At 56.2% G+C, this 18,276-nt stretch carries 12 protein-coding genes; 1 reads left to right on the top strand and 11 read right to left on the bottom strand.

What is annotated here, in order from left to right; genetic code table 11:
- Positions 1–14 precede the first annotated feature (14 nt).
- The 11 genes from TH5_RS02540 to TH5_RS02490 all read right to left on the bottom strand — a co-directional run bounded on the left by TH5_RS02540 (position 15) and on the right by TH5_RS02490 (position 14,752).
- Positions 15–1,550 carry a monovalent cation/H+ antiporter subunit D gene (locus TH5_RS02540; protein WP_114120539.1) on the bottom strand — a complete coding sequence of 512 codons (1,536 nt, stop codon included), beginning with the start codon at positions 1,548–1,550 and terminating at the stop codon, positions 15–17.
- Positions 1,550–1,906 (bottom strand): Na+/H+ antiporter subunit C, encoded by a 357-nt coding sequence (locus TH5_RS02535; RefSeq protein ID WP_062948254.1) that lies wholly within the window; start codon positions 1,904–1,906, stop codon positions 1,550–1,552. The genes TH5_RS02540 and TH5_RS02535 overlap by 1 nt, the downstream gene beginning before the upstream one ends.
- A 4-nt stretch (positions 1,907–1,910) precedes the next feature.
- Positions 1,911–4,781, bottom strand: coding sequence for a monovalent cation/H+ antiporter subunit A (locus TH5_RS02530; protein ID WP_062961223.1), 2,871 nt, complete (start codon positions 4,779–4,781; stop codon positions 1,911–1,913).
- A 179-nt stretch (positions 4,782–4,960) separates the two neighbouring features.
- Positions 4,961–6,169, bottom strand: a complete 1,209-nt coding sequence (locus tag TH5_RS02525) for an MFS transporter (RefSeq protein ID WP_114120538.1) — start codon at positions 6,167–6,169, stop codon at positions 4,961–4,963.
- A 205-nt stretch (positions 6,170–6,374) separates the two neighbouring features.
- Complete coding sequence (locus tag TH5_RS02520) at positions 6,375–7,610, bottom strand: phenylacetate--CoA ligase family protein (RefSeq protein WP_114120537.1); 1,236 nt, start codon at positions 7,608–7,610, stop codon at positions 6,375–6,377.
- Between the two features lie 45 nt (positions 7,611–7,655).
- A complete protein-coding gene (locus tag TH5_RS02515) occupies positions 7,656–8,477 on the bottom strand; it encodes an ABC transporter ATP-binding protein (protein WP_114120536.1) in 822 nt (273 codons plus the stop codon).
- A 110-nt stretch (positions 8,478–8,587) separates the two neighbouring features.
- Positions 8,588–9,826 carry an ABC transporter substrate-binding protein gene (locus TH5_RS02510; protein ID WP_114120703.1) on the bottom strand — a complete coding sequence of 413 codons (1,239 nt, stop codon included), beginning with the start codon at positions 9,824–9,826 and terminating at the stop codon, positions 8,588–8,590.
- 110 nt (positions 9,827–9,936) lie between these two features.
- Positions 9,937–11,010: a branched-chain amino acid ABC transporter permease gene (locus TH5_RS02505; protein WP_114120535.1), complete on the bottom strand. Its 1,074-nt coding sequence runs from the start codon at positions 11,008–11,010 to the stop codon at positions 9,937–9,939.
- A gap of 18 nt (positions 11,011–11,028) precedes the next feature.
- Positions 11,029–11,922 carry a branched-chain amino acid ABC transporter permease gene (locus TH5_RS02500; protein ID WP_062948266.1) on the bottom strand — a complete coding sequence of 298 codons (894 nt, stop codon included), beginning with the start codon at positions 11,920–11,922 and terminating at the stop codon, positions 11,029–11,031.
- A gap of 68 nt (positions 11,923–11,990) precedes the next feature.
- Complete coding sequence (locus TH5_RS02495; protein ID WP_114120534.1) at positions 11,991–13,940, bottom strand: long-chain fatty acid--CoA ligase; 1,950 nt, start codon at positions 13,938–13,940, stop codon at positions 11,991–11,993.
- Positions 13,941–13,942: 2 nt separating this feature from the next.
- Positions 13,943–14,752 (bottom strand): ABC transporter ATP-binding protein, encoded by an 810-nt coding sequence (locus tag TH5_RS02490; protein WP_114120533.1) that lies wholly within the window; start codon positions 14,750–14,752, stop codon positions 13,943–13,945.
- 804 nt (positions 14,753–15,556) lie between these two features.
- On the opposite strand from TH5_RS02490, the gene acnA reads away from it, so the two are divergent.
- Positions 15,557–18,244, top strand: a complete 2,688-nt coding sequence (acnA, locus tag TH5_RS02485; RefSeq protein WP_114120532.1) for an aconitate hydratase AcnA — start codon at positions 15,557–15,559, stop codon at positions 18,242–18,244.
- Positions 18,245–18,276 lie beyond the last annotated feature (32 nt).

The raw sequence follows: 18,276 nt of genomic DNA, 5'->3' as shown, positions 1-18,276 counted from the left end.
CCTTTCATCACCGCTTACTGGCCAGGCTGTGTGGCGGGTATTTCACCCAGCACAGCCCGGATGTAATCCGTGGTGTCAAACAACTGCGCTGCCGTGCCCTGCAGGTAATCCATGATCGGTGCGGCAAACACCGTCAGGGCAACAAGTGCACACAGCATTCCGCAGGCGGCAACGATCGGAAGAACCGGCCAAGTTGCCCCCTCGACCTCGATCACACCTTCGGCCGAGGCACTTTTCCAGAACAGGACACTGCCTGCACGGCCAAAACCGACAATGCACATCAGCGACGTCACAAGAATGACTGACCAGATCCAGACAGACAGGTCGCTGTCACGTGCCGCATCAAGGATCATCAGCTTGCCGATAAAACCGCTGAGCGGCGGCATCCCGGCCATGGCGATGGCCGCAACAAAGAACAGAACCGCCAGAAGCCCCGATTGATGGAAAACCGGTGCCGTTTCAAGTTTGTCGCCATAGATGGCCCCCCGGCGCGACGCCACCAGATCACCGACCAGGAACAGGGCCGCCCCGGCAAAGGTCGAATGCAGCAGGTAATAAAGACCGGCCGAAATGCTTTCGGGCGTGAACAGCGCGATGGAAATCAAAAGCGTTCCCATCGATCCGATCACGGAAAACGCAATCAGGCCATTAAGCCGCTTGGCCGCCAGCACCCCGATCATGCCAATCGCCAGTGTCACAATCGCCGCAGGCAGGATATAGGGCTGTGCGAGCCATGCCATATCACCGGCATTTTCACCAAAGCCCAGCGAGTAAACGCGCAGGATCGAATAGGCACCGACCTTGGTCATGATCGCAAACAGGGCCGCGACCGGTGCCGGTGCATTGGCATAAGTTCCCGGCAGCCAGAAATGAACCGGTACCAAAGCCGCCTTCACACAGAACACCAGAAGCAGGATCAGCGCCCCGGCACGCAGCAACGCGGCATCACCGGCGGCCACCTGCGGCACCTGGATGGCAAGATCGGCCATGTTCAGCGTTCCGGTCACGGCATAGATCATGCCGACCCCGACCAGGAACAGGGTCGAACCCGTCAGGTTAATGACGATATACTGCATGCCCGCCTTAAGGCGTTCCGCCCCGGCACCATGCAGCATCAACCCGTAGGATGCGATCAGCAGCACTTCGAAGAAGACGAACAGGTTGAACACGTCACCGGTCAAAAACGCACCATTGACCCCCATCAGCTGGAACTGGAACAGGGCGTGGAAATGCTGGCCACGCTTGTCCCATTCGCTTGATGCAAACAGGATGACCCCAAGACCGAGGATCGAGGTCAGAAAGATCATCATCGCCGACAGGCGATCCAGTACGATCACGATCCCGAACGGTGCCGGCCAGTCGCCGAGTGCGTACATTTCCGGGTTGTTGTTATTGGCAAAAATCACCAGCGACAGAGTGACCGCCACAAGGGCAACGGTCGAGGTGATCGAGAATATGCGCTGCAGAACAATGTCATGCCGAACCGCCAGAACAATCAGGGCGGCCATCACGGCAGGCAGCACAATGGGAACGACAATCCAGTGACCCATCAGTTTTTGTCTCCTGCTTCGGAAGGCTCGCCAACCGGGCGACCGTCAACATGGTCATTACCGATTTCAAGATAGGCGCGGATTGACAGCACAACGATAAGTGCGGTCATCCCGAACGAAATCACGATCGCTGTCAGGACAAGTGCCTGGGGCAGTGGATCGGTGTATTCCGTAACACCATCACGCAGGATTGGCGGCATATCGATGGTCAGGCGCCCCATGGCGAACAGGAAAACGTTCACCGCATAGGACAGAAGTGCTAGACCGATCACCACCGGGAAAGTACGACCACGCAGCAACATATAAGTGCCGCACATGGTCAGAAGCCCGATACTGCTTGCTACAAGAAACTCCATGATATCAGGCCTCTTTCTCAGCTGTCGCGACCTGCTGGGCCGCGGCGGACGGATCATGGTCCATCGGCTCGGGATTGATGTCGACATGCTCGGCCATGCGTTCCACCTGCGACAGTTTGGCAAGGGCAAGGGTAACAGCCCCGACAACCGTCAGGAACACGCCAAGGTCAAAGCCCATGGCAGATGCCAGTTCAAATTCGCCGACAATCGGCAGATGAACATGGACAAAGCCACTGGTCAGAAACGGCAGCCCCGCCACCCAGGCCGAAAGACCTGTAATGGCCGCGGCAATCACACCCAACCCGATCATGCCGTGATAATTGGCTTTCATGCGGTTCTGGGTCCAGCCAAAGCCCGACGCCATATATTGCATGACCAGTGCGACCGAAACGACCAGACCGGCGATAAAGCCACCGCCCGGTTCGTTATGGCCGCGCAGGAAGATGTAAACCCCCACCAGCAGCGCCAGCGGCAACATCACCCGCGTTGCAATGACCATCATCATCGGATGGCGATCAGCCGACCGGCGATTATCGACCACCCAGCTTGCAAGACGTTTCGCCGCCTCACCCTGGGTAACCGTTTCAATCAGGGCAAAGATCGAAAGGGCGGCAATGCCAAGAACGATGATCTCGCCAAAGGTATCAAAGCCTCGGAAATCGACGAGGATCACGTTGACCACGTTGGTTCCCCCGCCTTCGATTTTCGAATTGGCCAGATGATAGGCTGAAATCGAATTGGGCAATTCACGCGTCATGATCGCCCAGACAGCCCCGCCCATGCCAAGACCGGCCGCAATTGCAATTACCCAGTCGCGGAACTTGCGTCCCGGCTGGCTTTCCTTCGGGGTTTCCTTTGGCAGGATGTTCAGTGCCAGCAACATCAGGATGACCGTCACCACCTCGACCGAGATCTGCGTCAGGGCAAGATCCGGTGCCGACAGATAGATAAAGCCAAGCGAGACGATCAAACCGATGACACCCACCAGAAGCAGGGTCAGAAGCCGGTTGTGATGCATCGCGACCGCCGCGATACAGGTCCCGACCAGAAGCACCCAGCCAATGGCAGCGGGCGGTGAAACGGCCAGAAGTTCACGTGTGCCTGCGGTATGATCCGGTTCGGCATAGAACCCCGAAAGACCGATGGCAATCGCGGCAAAGACCATAACCGCAAGATAGCGTTGCAGCGAACCGTTATGCAGATTGTCCGATATCACACGGCAAAGCGCGACGACCTTGACGATCAGGCAGTCAAACATCGCCTTGGCGTCGGGCCGCGACAGGTTGGCCGTTACCGACATCAAACCGCCATGGCGCAGCAAAAGCAACGCACCGCCGATAAGGGCAATCGTGCTCATGGCAAGTGCGGGGGTCAGACCGTGCCAAAGTGCCAGATAATAGTCCGGAAGGTTCCCGCCCGTGACCGCATTGGACGTGGCCGCCACCAGCGGCCCGGCAATTGCCGCCGGGAACAGACCGATCAGAACCACCAGAACCGTCAGGAATGCGGGCGGTGCCCACATACCAAACGGTGGATCATGGGGATGATGGGGCAGTTCATCACGGGTTTTGCCAAACCAGACATGGAAGATAAAGCGCAGCGAATAAGCAACCGAGAACAGCGCGCCAACAGTCGCCAGCAACGGCACGATCCAGTTCTGATCAAGCCAGACGGTATGCCATGCTTCTTCCAGCATCATTTCCTTGGACAGGAACCCGTTTAACGGAATGATCCCGGCCATCGATGCGGCCGAAATGATCCCGATGGTCCCGGCAATCGGCATCAGGTTCAGCAACCCGCCCAGACGGCGGATATCGCGCGTCCCGGTTTCATGGTCGATGATCCCGGCGGTCATGAACAGGGCCGCCTTGAAGGTCGCATGGTTGATGATATGAAACACGCCCGCAACCGCGGCCATCGGCGTTCCAAAACCAAACAGCATGGTCACAAGACCAAGGTGGCTGACCGTGGAATAGGCCAGAAGCCCCTTAAGATCATGTTTGAAGATCGCAATCCATGCGCCCAGCACCATGGTCACAAGACCGGCGGTCGCAACGATATAAAACCATTCCGGCGTTCCCGACAGAACCGGCCACATGCGCGCCATCAAAAAGATGCCCGCCTTGACCATGGTTGCCGAATGCAGATAGGCCGAAACCGGTGTCGGTGCGGCCATGGCATGCGGCAGCCAGAAATGGAACGGGAACTGTGCGGATTTGGTAAAGCAGCCCAGAAGGATCAGAACAAGGGCTGGCACATAAAGCGGTGACGCCTGGATCAGATCGGCATTTTGCAGGATCACCGTCAGGTCATAGGACCCGACGATATTTCCAAGGATCAGCATCCCGGCAATCATTGCAAGCCCGCCTGCCCCGGTAACGGTCAGCGCCATACGCGCGCCCTGTCGACCTTCGGGCAGATGTTTCCAGTAACCGATCAGAAGGAAGGATGACAGCGACGTCAGTTCCCAGAAAATCAGCAGAAGCAGAATGTTGTCCGACAGAACAATGCCGACCATCGCGCCCTGAAACAAAAGCAGGAACACATAGAACCGCCCCATCGGATCGTCTTTCGACAGATAGAATCGGGCATAAATGATGATCAGCAGACCAATCCCGAGGATCAGGGTCGCAAACAGCAATCCCAGACCATCAAGGAAGAAGGTCACGTTCAATCCCAGCTCGCTCAGCCATTCATAGCGGACCTGAAACACTTCGCCGCCAATAACGGCCGGCGCCTTGGCGATCAGCAGGATCAGGGCAAGCAGCGTGACCGAGCCGGTTGCTGTGGCGCACGCATTGCGCCCGGCCCTGATCATGACGGCGGGTAACACCGCCCCAAGGAAGGGAAGCAAAACAATGAGGGTGAGACTCATGAAAGACCCTTATATTTGGAAAACGCCGCAACGCCCCCAACGCGCAACAGCAAGAAAATTCTGGCAGAAAGTAATATTTGTGCTGAAAATGGTCAAGAAAACCCAAACGGCGCAGTTTTTTGCCTTCAGGTTGTCAAGTGATGCGGATCACCGACTCTTTTCGCTATTCCGGCTCAAAACTATCGCCGTCCTCCCGCCAGTCGGATGGCTTCGGGCATGTTGCGCAATCGTCCCATGGCGATAAAGCCCAGTAATGGCCCCACCGCCAGCATGGCAAACGCCCCCCACCAGCCAAAACCATCGGCAATCACCGGCACCAGATGGATCGATCCAAGGGCAATAAGAAAGCCAATGGCATTTTGCATGGTCAGCGCCGTTCCCACCTGATGGGGATCGGCCAGTTCGATCACGCAGGATGAAAATTGCGCAGAATCGGCAATCACCGAAATGCCCCAGACAATACAGACGACAATCAGGATCGGGACAGACGCATCGCCAAGCGCCCCGGCAACAAGGGCGCAGATACCACTGACCGCCATTGCGGCCATGGTCACCGTCGTCCGCCCGATCCGGTCCGCCAGCAAACCACCCGCAAGGCTTCCGAACGCGCCGATACCGACAATCGCAAATGTCAAAAGGGCCGCCCAGATACCGGGATTATCAAATTCCCGCCCGGAAAGCGCCCCATACAGGAACAACCCGATCCAGCCCCACATGGCATACAGTTCCCACATATGCCCGAAATACCCGTAACAGGCATGGCGCAGGGGTTTATTCGACCATATCTGCCCGACCATACGCGGATCAAATCGCGGGGATTTTCCCGGCGTCCCGCCCAGCTTGACAAACAGGATCGCCACACCGGCGATATAAGCCGAAATACTGGCGATCACGATCACCATCCGCCAGTCAAGCGGCACTGCCACGGCAAACAGATGCGGCAGGGCCGATCCCATGGTCAATGCACCGACCAGCAACCCGACCAGAAATCCCGTATCGCCGCGCGACCAGGTCGCGACCATTTTCATGCCGATGGGATAAATTCCTGCCATGCAGATCCCGGTAATCAGGCGAAGCCCGATCACAACCACCCCGTCGACCGGCACGGTCAGGATCAGAAGATTGGCGGTCGCGGCAATCAATGCGGATGCCGCCCAGAAACGCCTTGGTTCAACCCGGTCGGCCAGACCGAAAAACGCGCTGATCAAAGTGCCCAGTACAAACCCCAGCAATACTGAACTGGTAAACAGGGATGATTGCACTGCCCCCAGATCAAACTCGGCACGCAATTGCGGCAATACCGCCGTTGCCGAAAACCACAGCGCAAGTGCCATCAACTGGCAAATCGTGATCATGCCAACGGCAAATGGCTTGCCTGCCTGCGCCATGCTTTCCCCTGTAATCTTTCAAATTTATGCGCCATCATACATTGCCAAAGGGCAATGACCAGTGGCCCATGCACAAAACAAAAAAATGCCGCCCGAACAAAGCCGGACGGCACCAAGTTTCCCGAGCGGGAATGAAACGGGTAGATGCCTTTTCGCAGTATCGGTCCCGTGACGGGACAACTGCAAAAAGGGTTCTGGCAGTTGCTCAGGAATAGTCGCGCTGGTCGTCGATCACCTTGCCATCATTGGGCAGGCTGCCCGGTGTTGCGATTTCGACCCTGCCGCGCAGCTTGCAGATCGAATGCAGGCTATCCATCACCGCATCGGCACTGAACCCGGCGGCATCGGTTTCACAGGCGAGCGTCATGACATCGACATCGTTTTCACGGGTGACGACCAGACGGGCCTTGCCGATATCCGCATGGCGTTTGACGACCTCGGCAATCTGGTGGGGATGGACAAACATGCCTTTGACCTTGGTGGTCTGATCCGCACGGCCCATCCAGCCCTTGATGCGCATATTGGTCCGCCCGCACGGGCTTGGCCCCGATGCAATCGCCGAAAGATCACCGGTGGCAAACCTGATCAGCGGATAATCCATATTAAGGCTGGTAACGACGACCTCGCCCACCTCGCCCTCGGCTACCGGGTTGCCGGTGCCGGGACGCACGATTTCAAGGATGATGTCCTCGGCAACGATCATTCCGCTTTTGGCATCGCTTTCATAGGCAATCAGGCCAAGATCGGCACTGGCATAACATTGCAGCATGGCAACACCGCGTTCGGCAAACCAGTCGCGCAATGACGGCGGCAATGCCTCGCCCGACACAAGCGCACGGGTGATGGATGAAACATCGCCGCCCAGTTCGTCGGCCTTTTCCATCAGGATTTTCAAAAACGACGGTGTTCCGGAATAGCCGGTCGGTTTCAGGTCGGTGATCGCCTTGATCTGGGCCTCGGTCTGGCCAACACCGGCCGGGATCACCGCACAGCCACACGCACGCGCGCCGCTGTCAAAAATGAAGCCGCCCGGTGTCAGGTGATAGGACAGGCAGTTATGAATAATGTCGCCCGGCCGGAACCCGGCAGCAAAAAACGCGCGCCCCATCCGCCACCAGTCATCGCCCTTGCCTTCGGGATCGTAAATCGGGCCCGGGCTCTGGAAAATACGGCCAAGGGCCGGCACCGGTGTTGCATTCAACCCGGCAAAGGGCGGATTTTTCGCCTGCATGTCAATCAGGTCGGATTTGCGCGTCACCGGCAGTTTTGCCAGTGCCTCGCGACTGTTGATCGTCTGCGGATCAACACCCTCAAGGATACGGCCAAACCCGGCGGCCTTGCTTTTTGCGTGATGAATAACCCGCGGCAATGCCGCCATCAAACCGGTTTCACGGTCTTTGGGGCTGCGGGTTTCACTGGCGTCAAAGAAGGTATTAAGCATGATGGCCGGGTCCGTTTTCTGGTCGTTGCAAGGCGCAGGCGCGTATTAAAGCCAGCGCTTGCGACGTTTGTACGATTTGATGTTCTTGAAGCTTTTGCGATCTTCCGAACCGCCGCCAAGATAGAATTCCTTGACGTCTTCGTTGTTCAGAAGCTCGTCACGGGTACCATCCAGAACCACCTTGCCGCTTTCCATGATGTAACCGTAATCGGCAACCTTCAGCGCAAAATTGGCGTTCTGTTCCACGATCAGCATGGTGATGCCCTGTTCGCGGTTGATCTTTTCGATGATCCCGAACACTTCCTTCACCAGCAAGGGTGACAGACCCATCGAAGGTTCATCAAGCAAAATCATTTTCGGGCGCGCCATCAGCGACCGGCCAATCGCCAGCATCTGCTGCTCCCCGCCCGACAGATAACCTGCAAGTCCGGTGCGTTCGCGCAGACGCGGGAAATATTCAAACACCATGTCGATATCGTCCTTAACGCCCTTGTCCTTGCGGGTATAGGCGCCAAGCCGAAGGTTTTCGACACAGGTCATGTCTTCGATGATGCGGCGGCCTTCCATGACCTGAAATAGGCCGGAACGCACGATATCCTCGGGGTTGCCATTGGCAATCTGCTGCCCCATGAAATTGATGTCACCTCGGGTAACCTTGCCATCCTCGGTCTTGAGCAAACCGGAAATGGCTTTCAGCGTGGTCGATTTCCCGGCCCCGTTCGGGCCCAGAAGGGTCACGATCTTTCCCTGCGGGACTTCAAGCGATACCCCGCGCAGCACAAGGATCACCTCGTCATACACGACTTCGATATTGTTGACCGACAGCAACGGTTCTGCGGTTTCGATCTTGCGGGCGGGCTCTGACATGGTGTCCCCTTCAATCACGTTCTGATTACATCTCCCGGTGCCGGGGCGAGCGCGCTTTTCGCCACCCCGCCCCGAACACCTTCGGGAGACATCCGTCTTCTGGCTACGACTTAATAGCCAAGCCAGTCGTCACGACGCGGCAAAGTTACCGTAGTCAGTTTTTCGACCGTCGGCTCACCGCCTTTGGCACTGCCGTTATAGATATTCACGGTGTTGATGCCGCGATGATCTTCGGCCGTCCAGGTTGCCGGCATGCAGACACCTTCAAGACCTTCCGGCACCCAGTCCGTGCGGGCATACATGCCGGCCTTGATGTTTTCACCGGTGATACCGCCATTCGCCTTGGCCCATTCCATGGCTTCTTTCATGTAATAGACCGAGCAAATGCCGCGAATATAATGGTGGGTACGGAACTGCTCGCCCGAGCTATCGGACATTTTCGAGATTTCACGCACAAGATCCATGCCCGGTACGCCTTCGTCGGTCCAGAAGCTGGTCATGGCCGGGAAGACATAGTTTTCGACATCACCAATGGTTTTCAGCGTTTCGTAGTCACCCGCCCAGATATTGGCGAGCCATTTCGGGGACGCGCCAACCGTGTCACACGATTTCACCAGCGAAACAACCGACGGACCAAGATTGCCGAGGTAACCATAGTTGGTTCCGGCTTCCTTGATGGTCAGGCATTGCGCCTTGAAATCGCCCGGCTTCATCGAAACGACAACCGGCTCGGTCACTTCAAATCCCAGCTCGTTGGCATATTCCGCACAGGCTTCTTTGGGGGCATTCGGATACGGATGGTTATCCCCGATATGCGAGAAGACCGGCTTGCCCGAACCACCCGATGTTTTCCAGTCTTCGGCGGCCCACTGAACCATTGCACGGCAGGCATCGGAATAGGATGCGCCATAGAAGAAGTTATAGGGCGCGGGTTTCGCAGTTTTCGGGTTTTTCGCGGTCGGATCGGTCAGGTGGCCGGAATAGGATGCGGAATAGACCGGAACCTTGTCCTGGGCCACGAAGCTGATCAGGGCTTCGGTATCGCCCGTGCCCCAGCCCTGCATCGCGACCATTTCATTGCGCGAACGCCATTTTTTATAGTTCGCAATAGCCTGCGGCACCTTGTAGGCGTAATCGACCGATTCAGAATCCAGAACCGTGCCATCAATCCCGCCATGGGTGTTCACATAGGACAGCGCATCACGAACACCATCGGCATAGAACTTGCCGATGAAGCCGGTGGCACCGGTAATATCCATCAGATGGCCGACAAATACTTCGTCTGCCTTGGCTGCCGTTACCGACAGGCCAGTTGCAACCATCGCGGTTGCAGCAATCAGTCTTTTCATCACGACGTCTCCCTTGGACGTTTTCATCAACGATATAGCCTCCCGGTCTCCCCCGATTTTGATCCCGCCCCTTTTGTGTTTTTTAGCGGGGCGGGTTTCGGCGGTAATTATCAGTACGAGAAGGGGTAAAGCTTCCAGTACGCCCTGATCTGCTGCCAGCGGTGCGCAAGCCCGTCCGGTTCGAAGATCAGGAAAAGGATGATGGCCAGACCGATCGCCATCTCCTTGATATAGGCCAGCCCGTCTGTCACAGCCGTCGAATTGGCCCATTCGAAAACACTTAACAGCCCGACACCGTTTTCCATGACTTCGGGCAGCAGAACCATGAAGACGGTCCCCATCAGCGTGCCCTTGACCGAGCCAAGACCGCCAATGATGATCATGCCCAGAAACTGGATCGACAGCAGGATGGTAAAGCCCTCGGCCGAGACAAAGCCAAGATAGTGGCCATACATCGCCCCGCCGACCCCGGCATAGAAGGATGAAATCGCAAAGCTCATCAGACGGTATTTCGTCAGATTGATGCCCATGATTTCCGCGGAAAGATAATGATCCCGCACGGCAACAAAGGCACGGCCATCACGGGTCCGCATCAGGTTGGTGCCCAGCAGATACATGACCACCAGGAAGAACAGGCAGACATAGAAGAAGCTGAAATCATCAAGCACTTCATAGCCGAACACATTGACCGGGTTCGCCGCCGCCCCATAAGACCCGCCGGTAAACCAGTCGGCCCGGGCAAAGAAATCTTCCAGAATGAACTGGGCTGCCAGTGTCGCAATCGCCAGATAAAGCCCCTTGATCCGGGCCGCAGGCAGACCGAACAGAAGCCCGACGGCCGCAGTCATCAGACCAGCCAGCGGGATTGACAGCAAAACCGGAATGCCCGTCGTATTGTTGATCCAGGCCGATGCAAAGGCACCAAAGCCAAAGAATGCTGCATGACCCAATGAAATCTGCCCGGTGAAGCCGACCAGAATGTTCAGACCAAGGGCGGCAATGGCAAAATACGAGATCTGAATGAACAGGTTGACGTAATAGCCATCCAGAACAAACGGGATCAGGGCGGTGGCAATCACACCCAAAATCGCGGCATTACGCACAAAGGTCGTGTCGAAAATCCGCGTATCCTGTCGGTAGGTGGTGCGAAAATCACCGCAGGGACGCATCGAAAATCCAGCCATAACGTGTTACTCCGCCCCTTAGATGCGTTCGATGTCTTTGGTGCCAAACAGACCGTATGGCTTGATGCAAAGAATGATGATCAGCACATAGAACGGTGCGATCGAAAACAGGTTGCCCCAGTGCAGATACTGCCCGTCGACAAACTCGGCTGTGTTTTCCAGAAGACCGATGATCACCCCGCCGACAATCGCGCCGATGATTGAATCAAGCCCGCCCAGAATGACCGCAGGGAAAACCTTGATCCCGATGACCGAAAGCGCGGATGAAACCCCGTTGACCATCCCGATCACGATACCGGCAACCCCCGACACCAGGGCTGAAATCGCCCAGGACATCGCAAACACGGTTTTGACGGAAATACCAAGACTTTGCGCGACCTGCTGATCAAAGGCGGTCGCCCGCATCGCAAGGCCCAGCTTGGAATATTTGAAGAACCAGTAGAACGCCGCCATGATCACCAGCGAGATCACGAAACTCATGATATAGGCGGTTTCGATCTGCATGCCGAAAAGGTTGATCGACCGTTCACTGAACACCTGCGGATAGGTCGCGGTGGTCGCGCCGAATATCCATTTGGTTGCCGCCTGGAAAAAGATCGAAAGCCCGATCGTTACCATGATCACGGAAATGATCGGCTCGCCAATCATCGGCCGAAGCACCACCATTTGCAGGACAATGCCAAACGCCATCATGAACAGCAATGTGAACAGGAACCCAAGCCAGAAGGGCATTTGCATTTCCACAAGGAATGCATAACAAACCCATGCCCCGATCAACAGGAACTCGCCCTGCGCGAAGTTCACGATCTGGGTCGATTTGTAGATCAGCACGAAACACATGGCGACGACGCCATACAATGTTCCGACAATCAGCCCGTTAAGCAGAAGCTGGAACAGAAGTTCGAAATTCATGTTGCCATCCCTGTAATGGCGGCCCCGCAACCTTTCCGGCGTTTGGGGCGCACTGTTTTATCGCAGCCTTATTCGGCGGCTTTGGGGGCCGTCTCTGCGGCCTTGTCCCCGTCCAGATCGACCACCTTCACACTTGTCTGGATGCGGGTTTTCGACCCGTCCTGGAAGGTGATCATGGTGTCGATATCAACCTTGTCATTGCCGGCATAAACCGCATCGATGATGTCGGCGTATTTTTCGGCGACCACGCTGCGCCGGACCTTGCGGGTACGCGTCAGTTCGCCGTCATCGGCATCCAGTTCCTTGTAAAGCAGCAGGAACCGCTTGATGCGCTGGGCTTCCGGCAGGGTCGCATTCACCTGACGGATTTCATCAACAATCATGTCATAGACCTGCGGCTGGGCCGACAGATTGGTATAGTTGGTAAAGGCAATCCCGCGCTGCTCGGCCCATTTCGCCATGATCGAATAACGGATGCAGATCATGGTCGACAGGAACGGCAATCCCTTGCCAAGGATCACGGCCTCGGCAATGAAGGGCGAGAATTTCAGTTTGTTTTCAATAAACTGCGGCGAATACCGTACACCTTTTGATGTTTCCGCCAGATCCTTCAGACGGTCGATCACCACAAGATGCTTGTTGTCATCCTTGAAGTAACCGGCATCGCCCGTATGCATCCAGCCATCGCGGACATCCTCGTCATAGGCCGCCTGATTTTTATAGTAGCTGGTAAACATTCCCGACGTGCGCGCAACGATTTCGCCAACCCCGTTTTCATCGGTGTTGATGATCCGGATTTCCGAATTATCAAACGCGCGCCCGACCGTATCGAAATCAATGTCGTCGGGCTGATGGATGGTATAGGCACCGCAAAGCTCGGTCTGACCGTAAAGCTGGCGCAACGGCACCCCCATGGCATGGAAGAACTTGAAGGTTTCCGGCCCCATCGCCGCCCCGCCGGTCGCAGCCGACCGCAGATTGGAAAAGCCCAACCGATCCTTTAACGCATTCATCAGCAGGACATCGGCAACTTTGGAATGGCCGCCGCCATCAAGGGCGGTGCGCGCCAAAGCCATGCCGAAATCATACATTTTCTGTTTGAACAGGGTCGCATCCATCATGCGGGCGCGCACATCGGCGGCAATGGCTTCCCAGACGCGCGGCGCCAGCAGGACGAAGTTCGGTCCGATCTCGCGAAGATCGGCCATCATCGTTTCCTGTTCTTCGACGAAATTGACGATCTGGCGGCTGATCAGCGACTGACCGACGACATAAACCTGTTCCATGATCCATGGCAGCGGCAGAACCGAAACATAGTTGTCACCCGGATATTTCGGGTCGGCCCGCAAATAGGCCGCACAGTGATCAAGGAAATCACCGGCATTAAGCATCGCCATTTTCGGTTTGGACGTCGTGCCCGACGTGGTGCACAGGATCGCACATTCATCACCGCGCGTATCGGCCACCATCCCGTCATAGGCACCGGGGTCTTTTGCCTCGACCGCACGGCCAAGCTCGTAAAGCTTTTCGATATCCATCAGGCGCGGATCTTCGTATTTCCGCATCCCGCGCGGATCGCAATAAACGATATGTTCAACCGTCGGAATCTGGTCTGCCAGTTCCAGAAGCTTGTCACACTGTTCTTCATCCTCGGCGATCAGAACCCGCGCGCCGGAATAGGTAATCAGATAGGCGACTTCTTCATGAAGGCTGTCCTGATACAGGCCGACCGACATGGCGCGCAGGGCATGGGCAGCGATTTCGCCCCAAACCCATTCCGGGCGGTTTTCGCCGATAACGCCGATCACATCACCGGGCTTGATGCCCATATCGCGCAGGCCAAGCGCCATCCATTTGACGCGGTCGTTATAATCTTTCCACGTGAATTCCTGCCAGATGCCGAATTCCTTCTCGCGCATGGCAATTTCGGCGCCCCAGTGGCGCGCGTTATAAGCCAGCACCTTCGGGAAGGTATCAAGCGCCTGCACATCGGCATAATCGGGGGTATTGCTGCTCATGTTCAGGCCACCTGCTCGTCTTCATCGGTTGCGTCATCGTCTTCGCCGAGATAGGCCTTTTTGACATGGGCATTGGCCATGACTTCTTCGGGCAGCCCGGCCGCAATCTTGCGCCCGAAATCAAGAACCATGACCCGGTTGGAGATATCCATCACCACCCCCATGTCATGTTCGATCATGACAACCGTCATGCCCCATTCTTCATTCAGATCGATGATAAAGCGCGCCATGTCCTCTTTTTCTTCGAGGTTCATGCCCGCCATCGGTTCATCCAGCAGGATCAGATCGGGGCGCAGCGCCACCGCACGCGCCAGTTCGACACGCTTGCGCAATCCATAGGACAGCGTCCCGGCGGTTGCCTTGCGGATATGGGAAATTTCAAGGAAGTCGATCACGTCCTCGCAGAAGCGCCGATGTTCAAGCTCTTCCTTCTGCGCGCCGGAAAACCAGTAGATCGGCCCGGTAAAGCAGTTGTTCTTCAGCAGATGGTGCCGCCCGACCATGATGTTATCAAGCACACTCATATGACCGAAAAGCGCCAGGTTCTGGAAGGTACGGCCAATACCCAGCTCGGCACGGTCATTGGGCTTCATCCCCGTGACATCCTGCCCCTTGAAGGCAACGGAACCGGTGGTCGGCTGATAACGACCCGAAATGCAGTTAAGCATCGATGTCTTGCCAGCCCCGTTCGGACCAATGATTGAAAACAGCTCGCCGGGCTGGACGGAAAAGCTGACATCGCTCAGCGCACGCACGCCGCCAAACACAAGCGACACGTCGCTGATCTGCAAGATGGGACCCTGTGACGTCATAACGTCGCTTATCCTCCCTGACTTGGGCCGCAGGCATCCTTGTGTCCGGTTGACCGGATCGAAGGCGGATACCCCGTGCCTCTTGTTCAGTTTCCCTGATGATGTGCCGGTTTTTATTTGCCCCGGACCTTACGGAAACCGGGCTTGGCACATTTAATACGTATTTAAGTACCAATTTCAGCAAATCACGTCAACGTGTTGCACAGCAACGGATTGAGACTTTTCACAAATTCGCGCTGCACAATTTTTGCGTTCTGGTCTGATGAATGCATTTCCACCTATAATTCCGTAAGGTCATCGCGGCACAATCCGCAAACGGAAAACCCTGAAATTATTGCAATGCACCATTCAGGTGCCTGTTCGCATTGCACCACGTGCATCCTGTCAAACCCCGAAATTGCCCCCTTGCGCAATCAGGCGGCAACCCGATTCGTTGCCGTTCGGACAGGCTTCTCCCCTTATCGGACAGGTCGCCTTCTACATTCGAGTCTTTCCAAACCGGACGATGATCCCGTGGACTCGCAGACGATGTCCGGGTGGATTTACGGCGTTTTTCATCGGAATCAGATGACTCCTGATTGCCATTACGCCCTGCCCATTCACCAATTCATTGTTATCGCAGTGATTTCAAGAATGACCCTTTTGCGGGTCTGGACTTTCGGGGGGAATTGTGGTGTAACCCCCGGGCACATACATATGTAGCCGTGACCCGCGTCACGAGAAACAGATAGCCCACCGCTCGGCGCTCCGACGGTCGGGGTGTCTTGTCACGACAAGCCCTTTAACCACCTTGAGGAGGGTCTGATGTCCATTTGTGGCAAAGACAACCTGCAAACGCGCCGCACGCTGAAAGTCGGGGATAAATCCTACGACTATTACAGCCTTAAAGTTGCTTCCGAAAAAATCGGCGACGTTTCTAAACTTCCGTTTACGCTGAAGGTCGTTCTGGAAAACCTTCTGCGCTACGAAGACGATTTCACTGTTAAAACCGACGATGTCAAAGCTGTTGTCGCGTGGCTCAAGTCCCGTTCGAGCTCTCACGAGATCAACTATCGTCCGGCCCGCGTCCTGATGCAGGACTTCACCGGCGTTCCCGCCGTTGTTGACCTTGCCGCGATGCGCGATGCCGTCGTCAAGATGGGCGGCGACGCCCAGAAAGTGAACCCGCTTTCACCGGTTGACCTCGTCATTGACCACTCGGTCATGATCGACTTCTTCGGCACCGACGACGCCCTCGACAAAAACATGGAAGTCGAGTTCGAACGTAACGGCGAACGCTACGAGTTCCTGCGCTGGGGCCAGAATGCGTTCAACAATTTCCGCATCGTTCCGCCGGGCGCTGGCATCTGCCACCAGGTGAACGTCGAACATCTCGCCAAGGTCGTCTGGACTGGCAAGGATGACAACGGCAAAACCGTTGCCTATCCCGATACGCTGGTTGGTACCGATTCCCACACCACCATGGTCAACGGCCTTGCCGTCCTGGGCTGGGGTGTTGGTGGCCTCGAAGCCGAAGCAGCAATGCTCGGTCAGCCGATCTCGATGCTGATCCCCGAAGTCGTCGGTTTCAAACTGACCGGCTCGATGAAAGAAGGCATCACCGCAACCGACCTCGTGCTGCGCGTCGTTCAGATGCTCCGCGAGAAGGGCGTTGTTGGCAAGTTCGTCGAATTCTATGGCGACGCGCTTGACCATATGAGCCTGCCGGATCGTGCGACCATCGGTAACATGGCACCGGAATACGGCGCTACCTGTGGCTTCTTCCCGATCGACGATGAAACGCTGAACTACATGCGTAACACCGGCCGTTCCGAAGAACAGATCGCACTGGTCGAAGCATATGCCAAAGAACAGGGCATGTGGCGCGACCCGAGCTTCGAAGCCGAATATACCTCGACCCTTGAACTCGACATCTCGACCGTTGAACCGGCCCTGTCCGGTCCGAAACGTCCGCAGGACCGCGTTCTGCTCAAAGATGCCGTTTCAAGCTTCACCAAAACCTTTGCCGACATGGCACCGGGTGTTGATGCGGATCGTTCTGTTCCGGTTTCGAACGAAAACTTCGCAATGAAAGACGGTAACGTCGTTATTGCCGCCATCACGTCCTGCACCAACACCTCGAACCCGAGCGTGCTGATCGCAGCCGGCCTGCTGGCGAAAAAAGCGGTTGAACTCGGCCTTAAAAGCAAACCGTGGGTGAAAACCTCGCTTGCACCGGGCTCGCTGGTTGTTGCCGACTATCTCGAAAAAGCCGGCCTTCAGACTTATCTCGACAAGCTTGGCTTTAACGTTGCCGGTTTCGGTTGCACCACCTGTATCGGTAACTCCGGTCCGCTGGCAGATCCGATCATCGAGGCAATCGACGGTAACGACATGCTCGTCACCGCCGTTCTCTCGGGCAACCGTAACTTCGAAGGCCGCATCAGCCCGCAGGTCAAGGCAAACTATCTTGCCTCCCCGCCGCTGGTTGTTGCCTATGCCCTTGCCGGTAACCTGAAGGTCGATCTGAACAAAGACCCGATCGGTACCGACAAGAATGGCAAAGACGTCTTCATGAAAGACATCTGGCCGACCAACAAGGAAATCGCGGACACCATCGCGTCCTCGATCTCTGCTTCGATGTACAAGGATCGTTACGACAACATCTTTGCCGGCCCGAAACCGTGGCAGGAAATCGAAGTCACCGAAGGCGAAACCTTCGATTGGGATGGCAAATCGACCTACGTCCAGAACCCGCCCTACTTCGTCAACATGGCGAAAGAACCGGGTGATTTCTCGGAAGTTCATGGTGCACGTCCGCTCCTGATCCTTGCTGACTCCGTGACCACCGACCACATTTCTCCGGCCGGTTCGATCAAGGAAGAAAGCCCGGCAGGTGAATACCTCAAGGCGCACGGCGTTGCGGTTCGCGACTTCAACTCCTATGGCGCACGCCGCGGGAACCACGAAGTCATGATGCGCGGCACCTTTGCCAACATCCGTATCCGTAACGAAATGGCACCGGGCACCGAAGGCGGTGTTTCGGTTCATTACCCCTCTGGCGAACAGGGCTGGGTCTATGATGTTGCCATGCGTTACCAGGCCGAAGGCACCCCGCTGGTTGTCATCGCAGGTAAGGAATACGGCACCGGTTCGTCCCGTGACTGGGCAGCCAAAGGCACCAACCTGCTTGGCGTCAAAGCTGTTCTGGCCGAAAGCTTCGAACGTATCCACCGCACCAACCTGGTCTGCATGGGCGTCCTTCCGCTGCAGTTCAAGAATGGTGAAGGTCGTGCGACTTACAAGCTTGACGGCACCGAAGTCTTCGACGTTCTGGGTATCGGCAACGGTATCAACCCGATGCAGGACGTTACGGTTCGTATCACGCGCAAGGATGGCTCCACCGAAGAGGTCATTGCCACCTGCCGTATCGATACCGAAAACGAAGTCCTTTACTACCAGAACGGCGGCATTCTGCAGTTCGTTCTGCGTAACATGATGAAAGCTGCCTGATTTCACCTGAAATCAAAGGCTGACTGAATGCA

The organism is Thalassospira xianhensis MCCC 1A02616, from assembly GCF_003326475.1.
In the GTDB taxonomy this organism is placed as follows: domain Bacteria; phylum Pseudomonadota; class Alphaproteobacteria; order Rhodospirillales; family Thalassospiraceae; genus Thalassospira; species Thalassospira xianhensis.
This window is presented reverse-complemented; position numbering and strand designations above follow the sequence as displayed.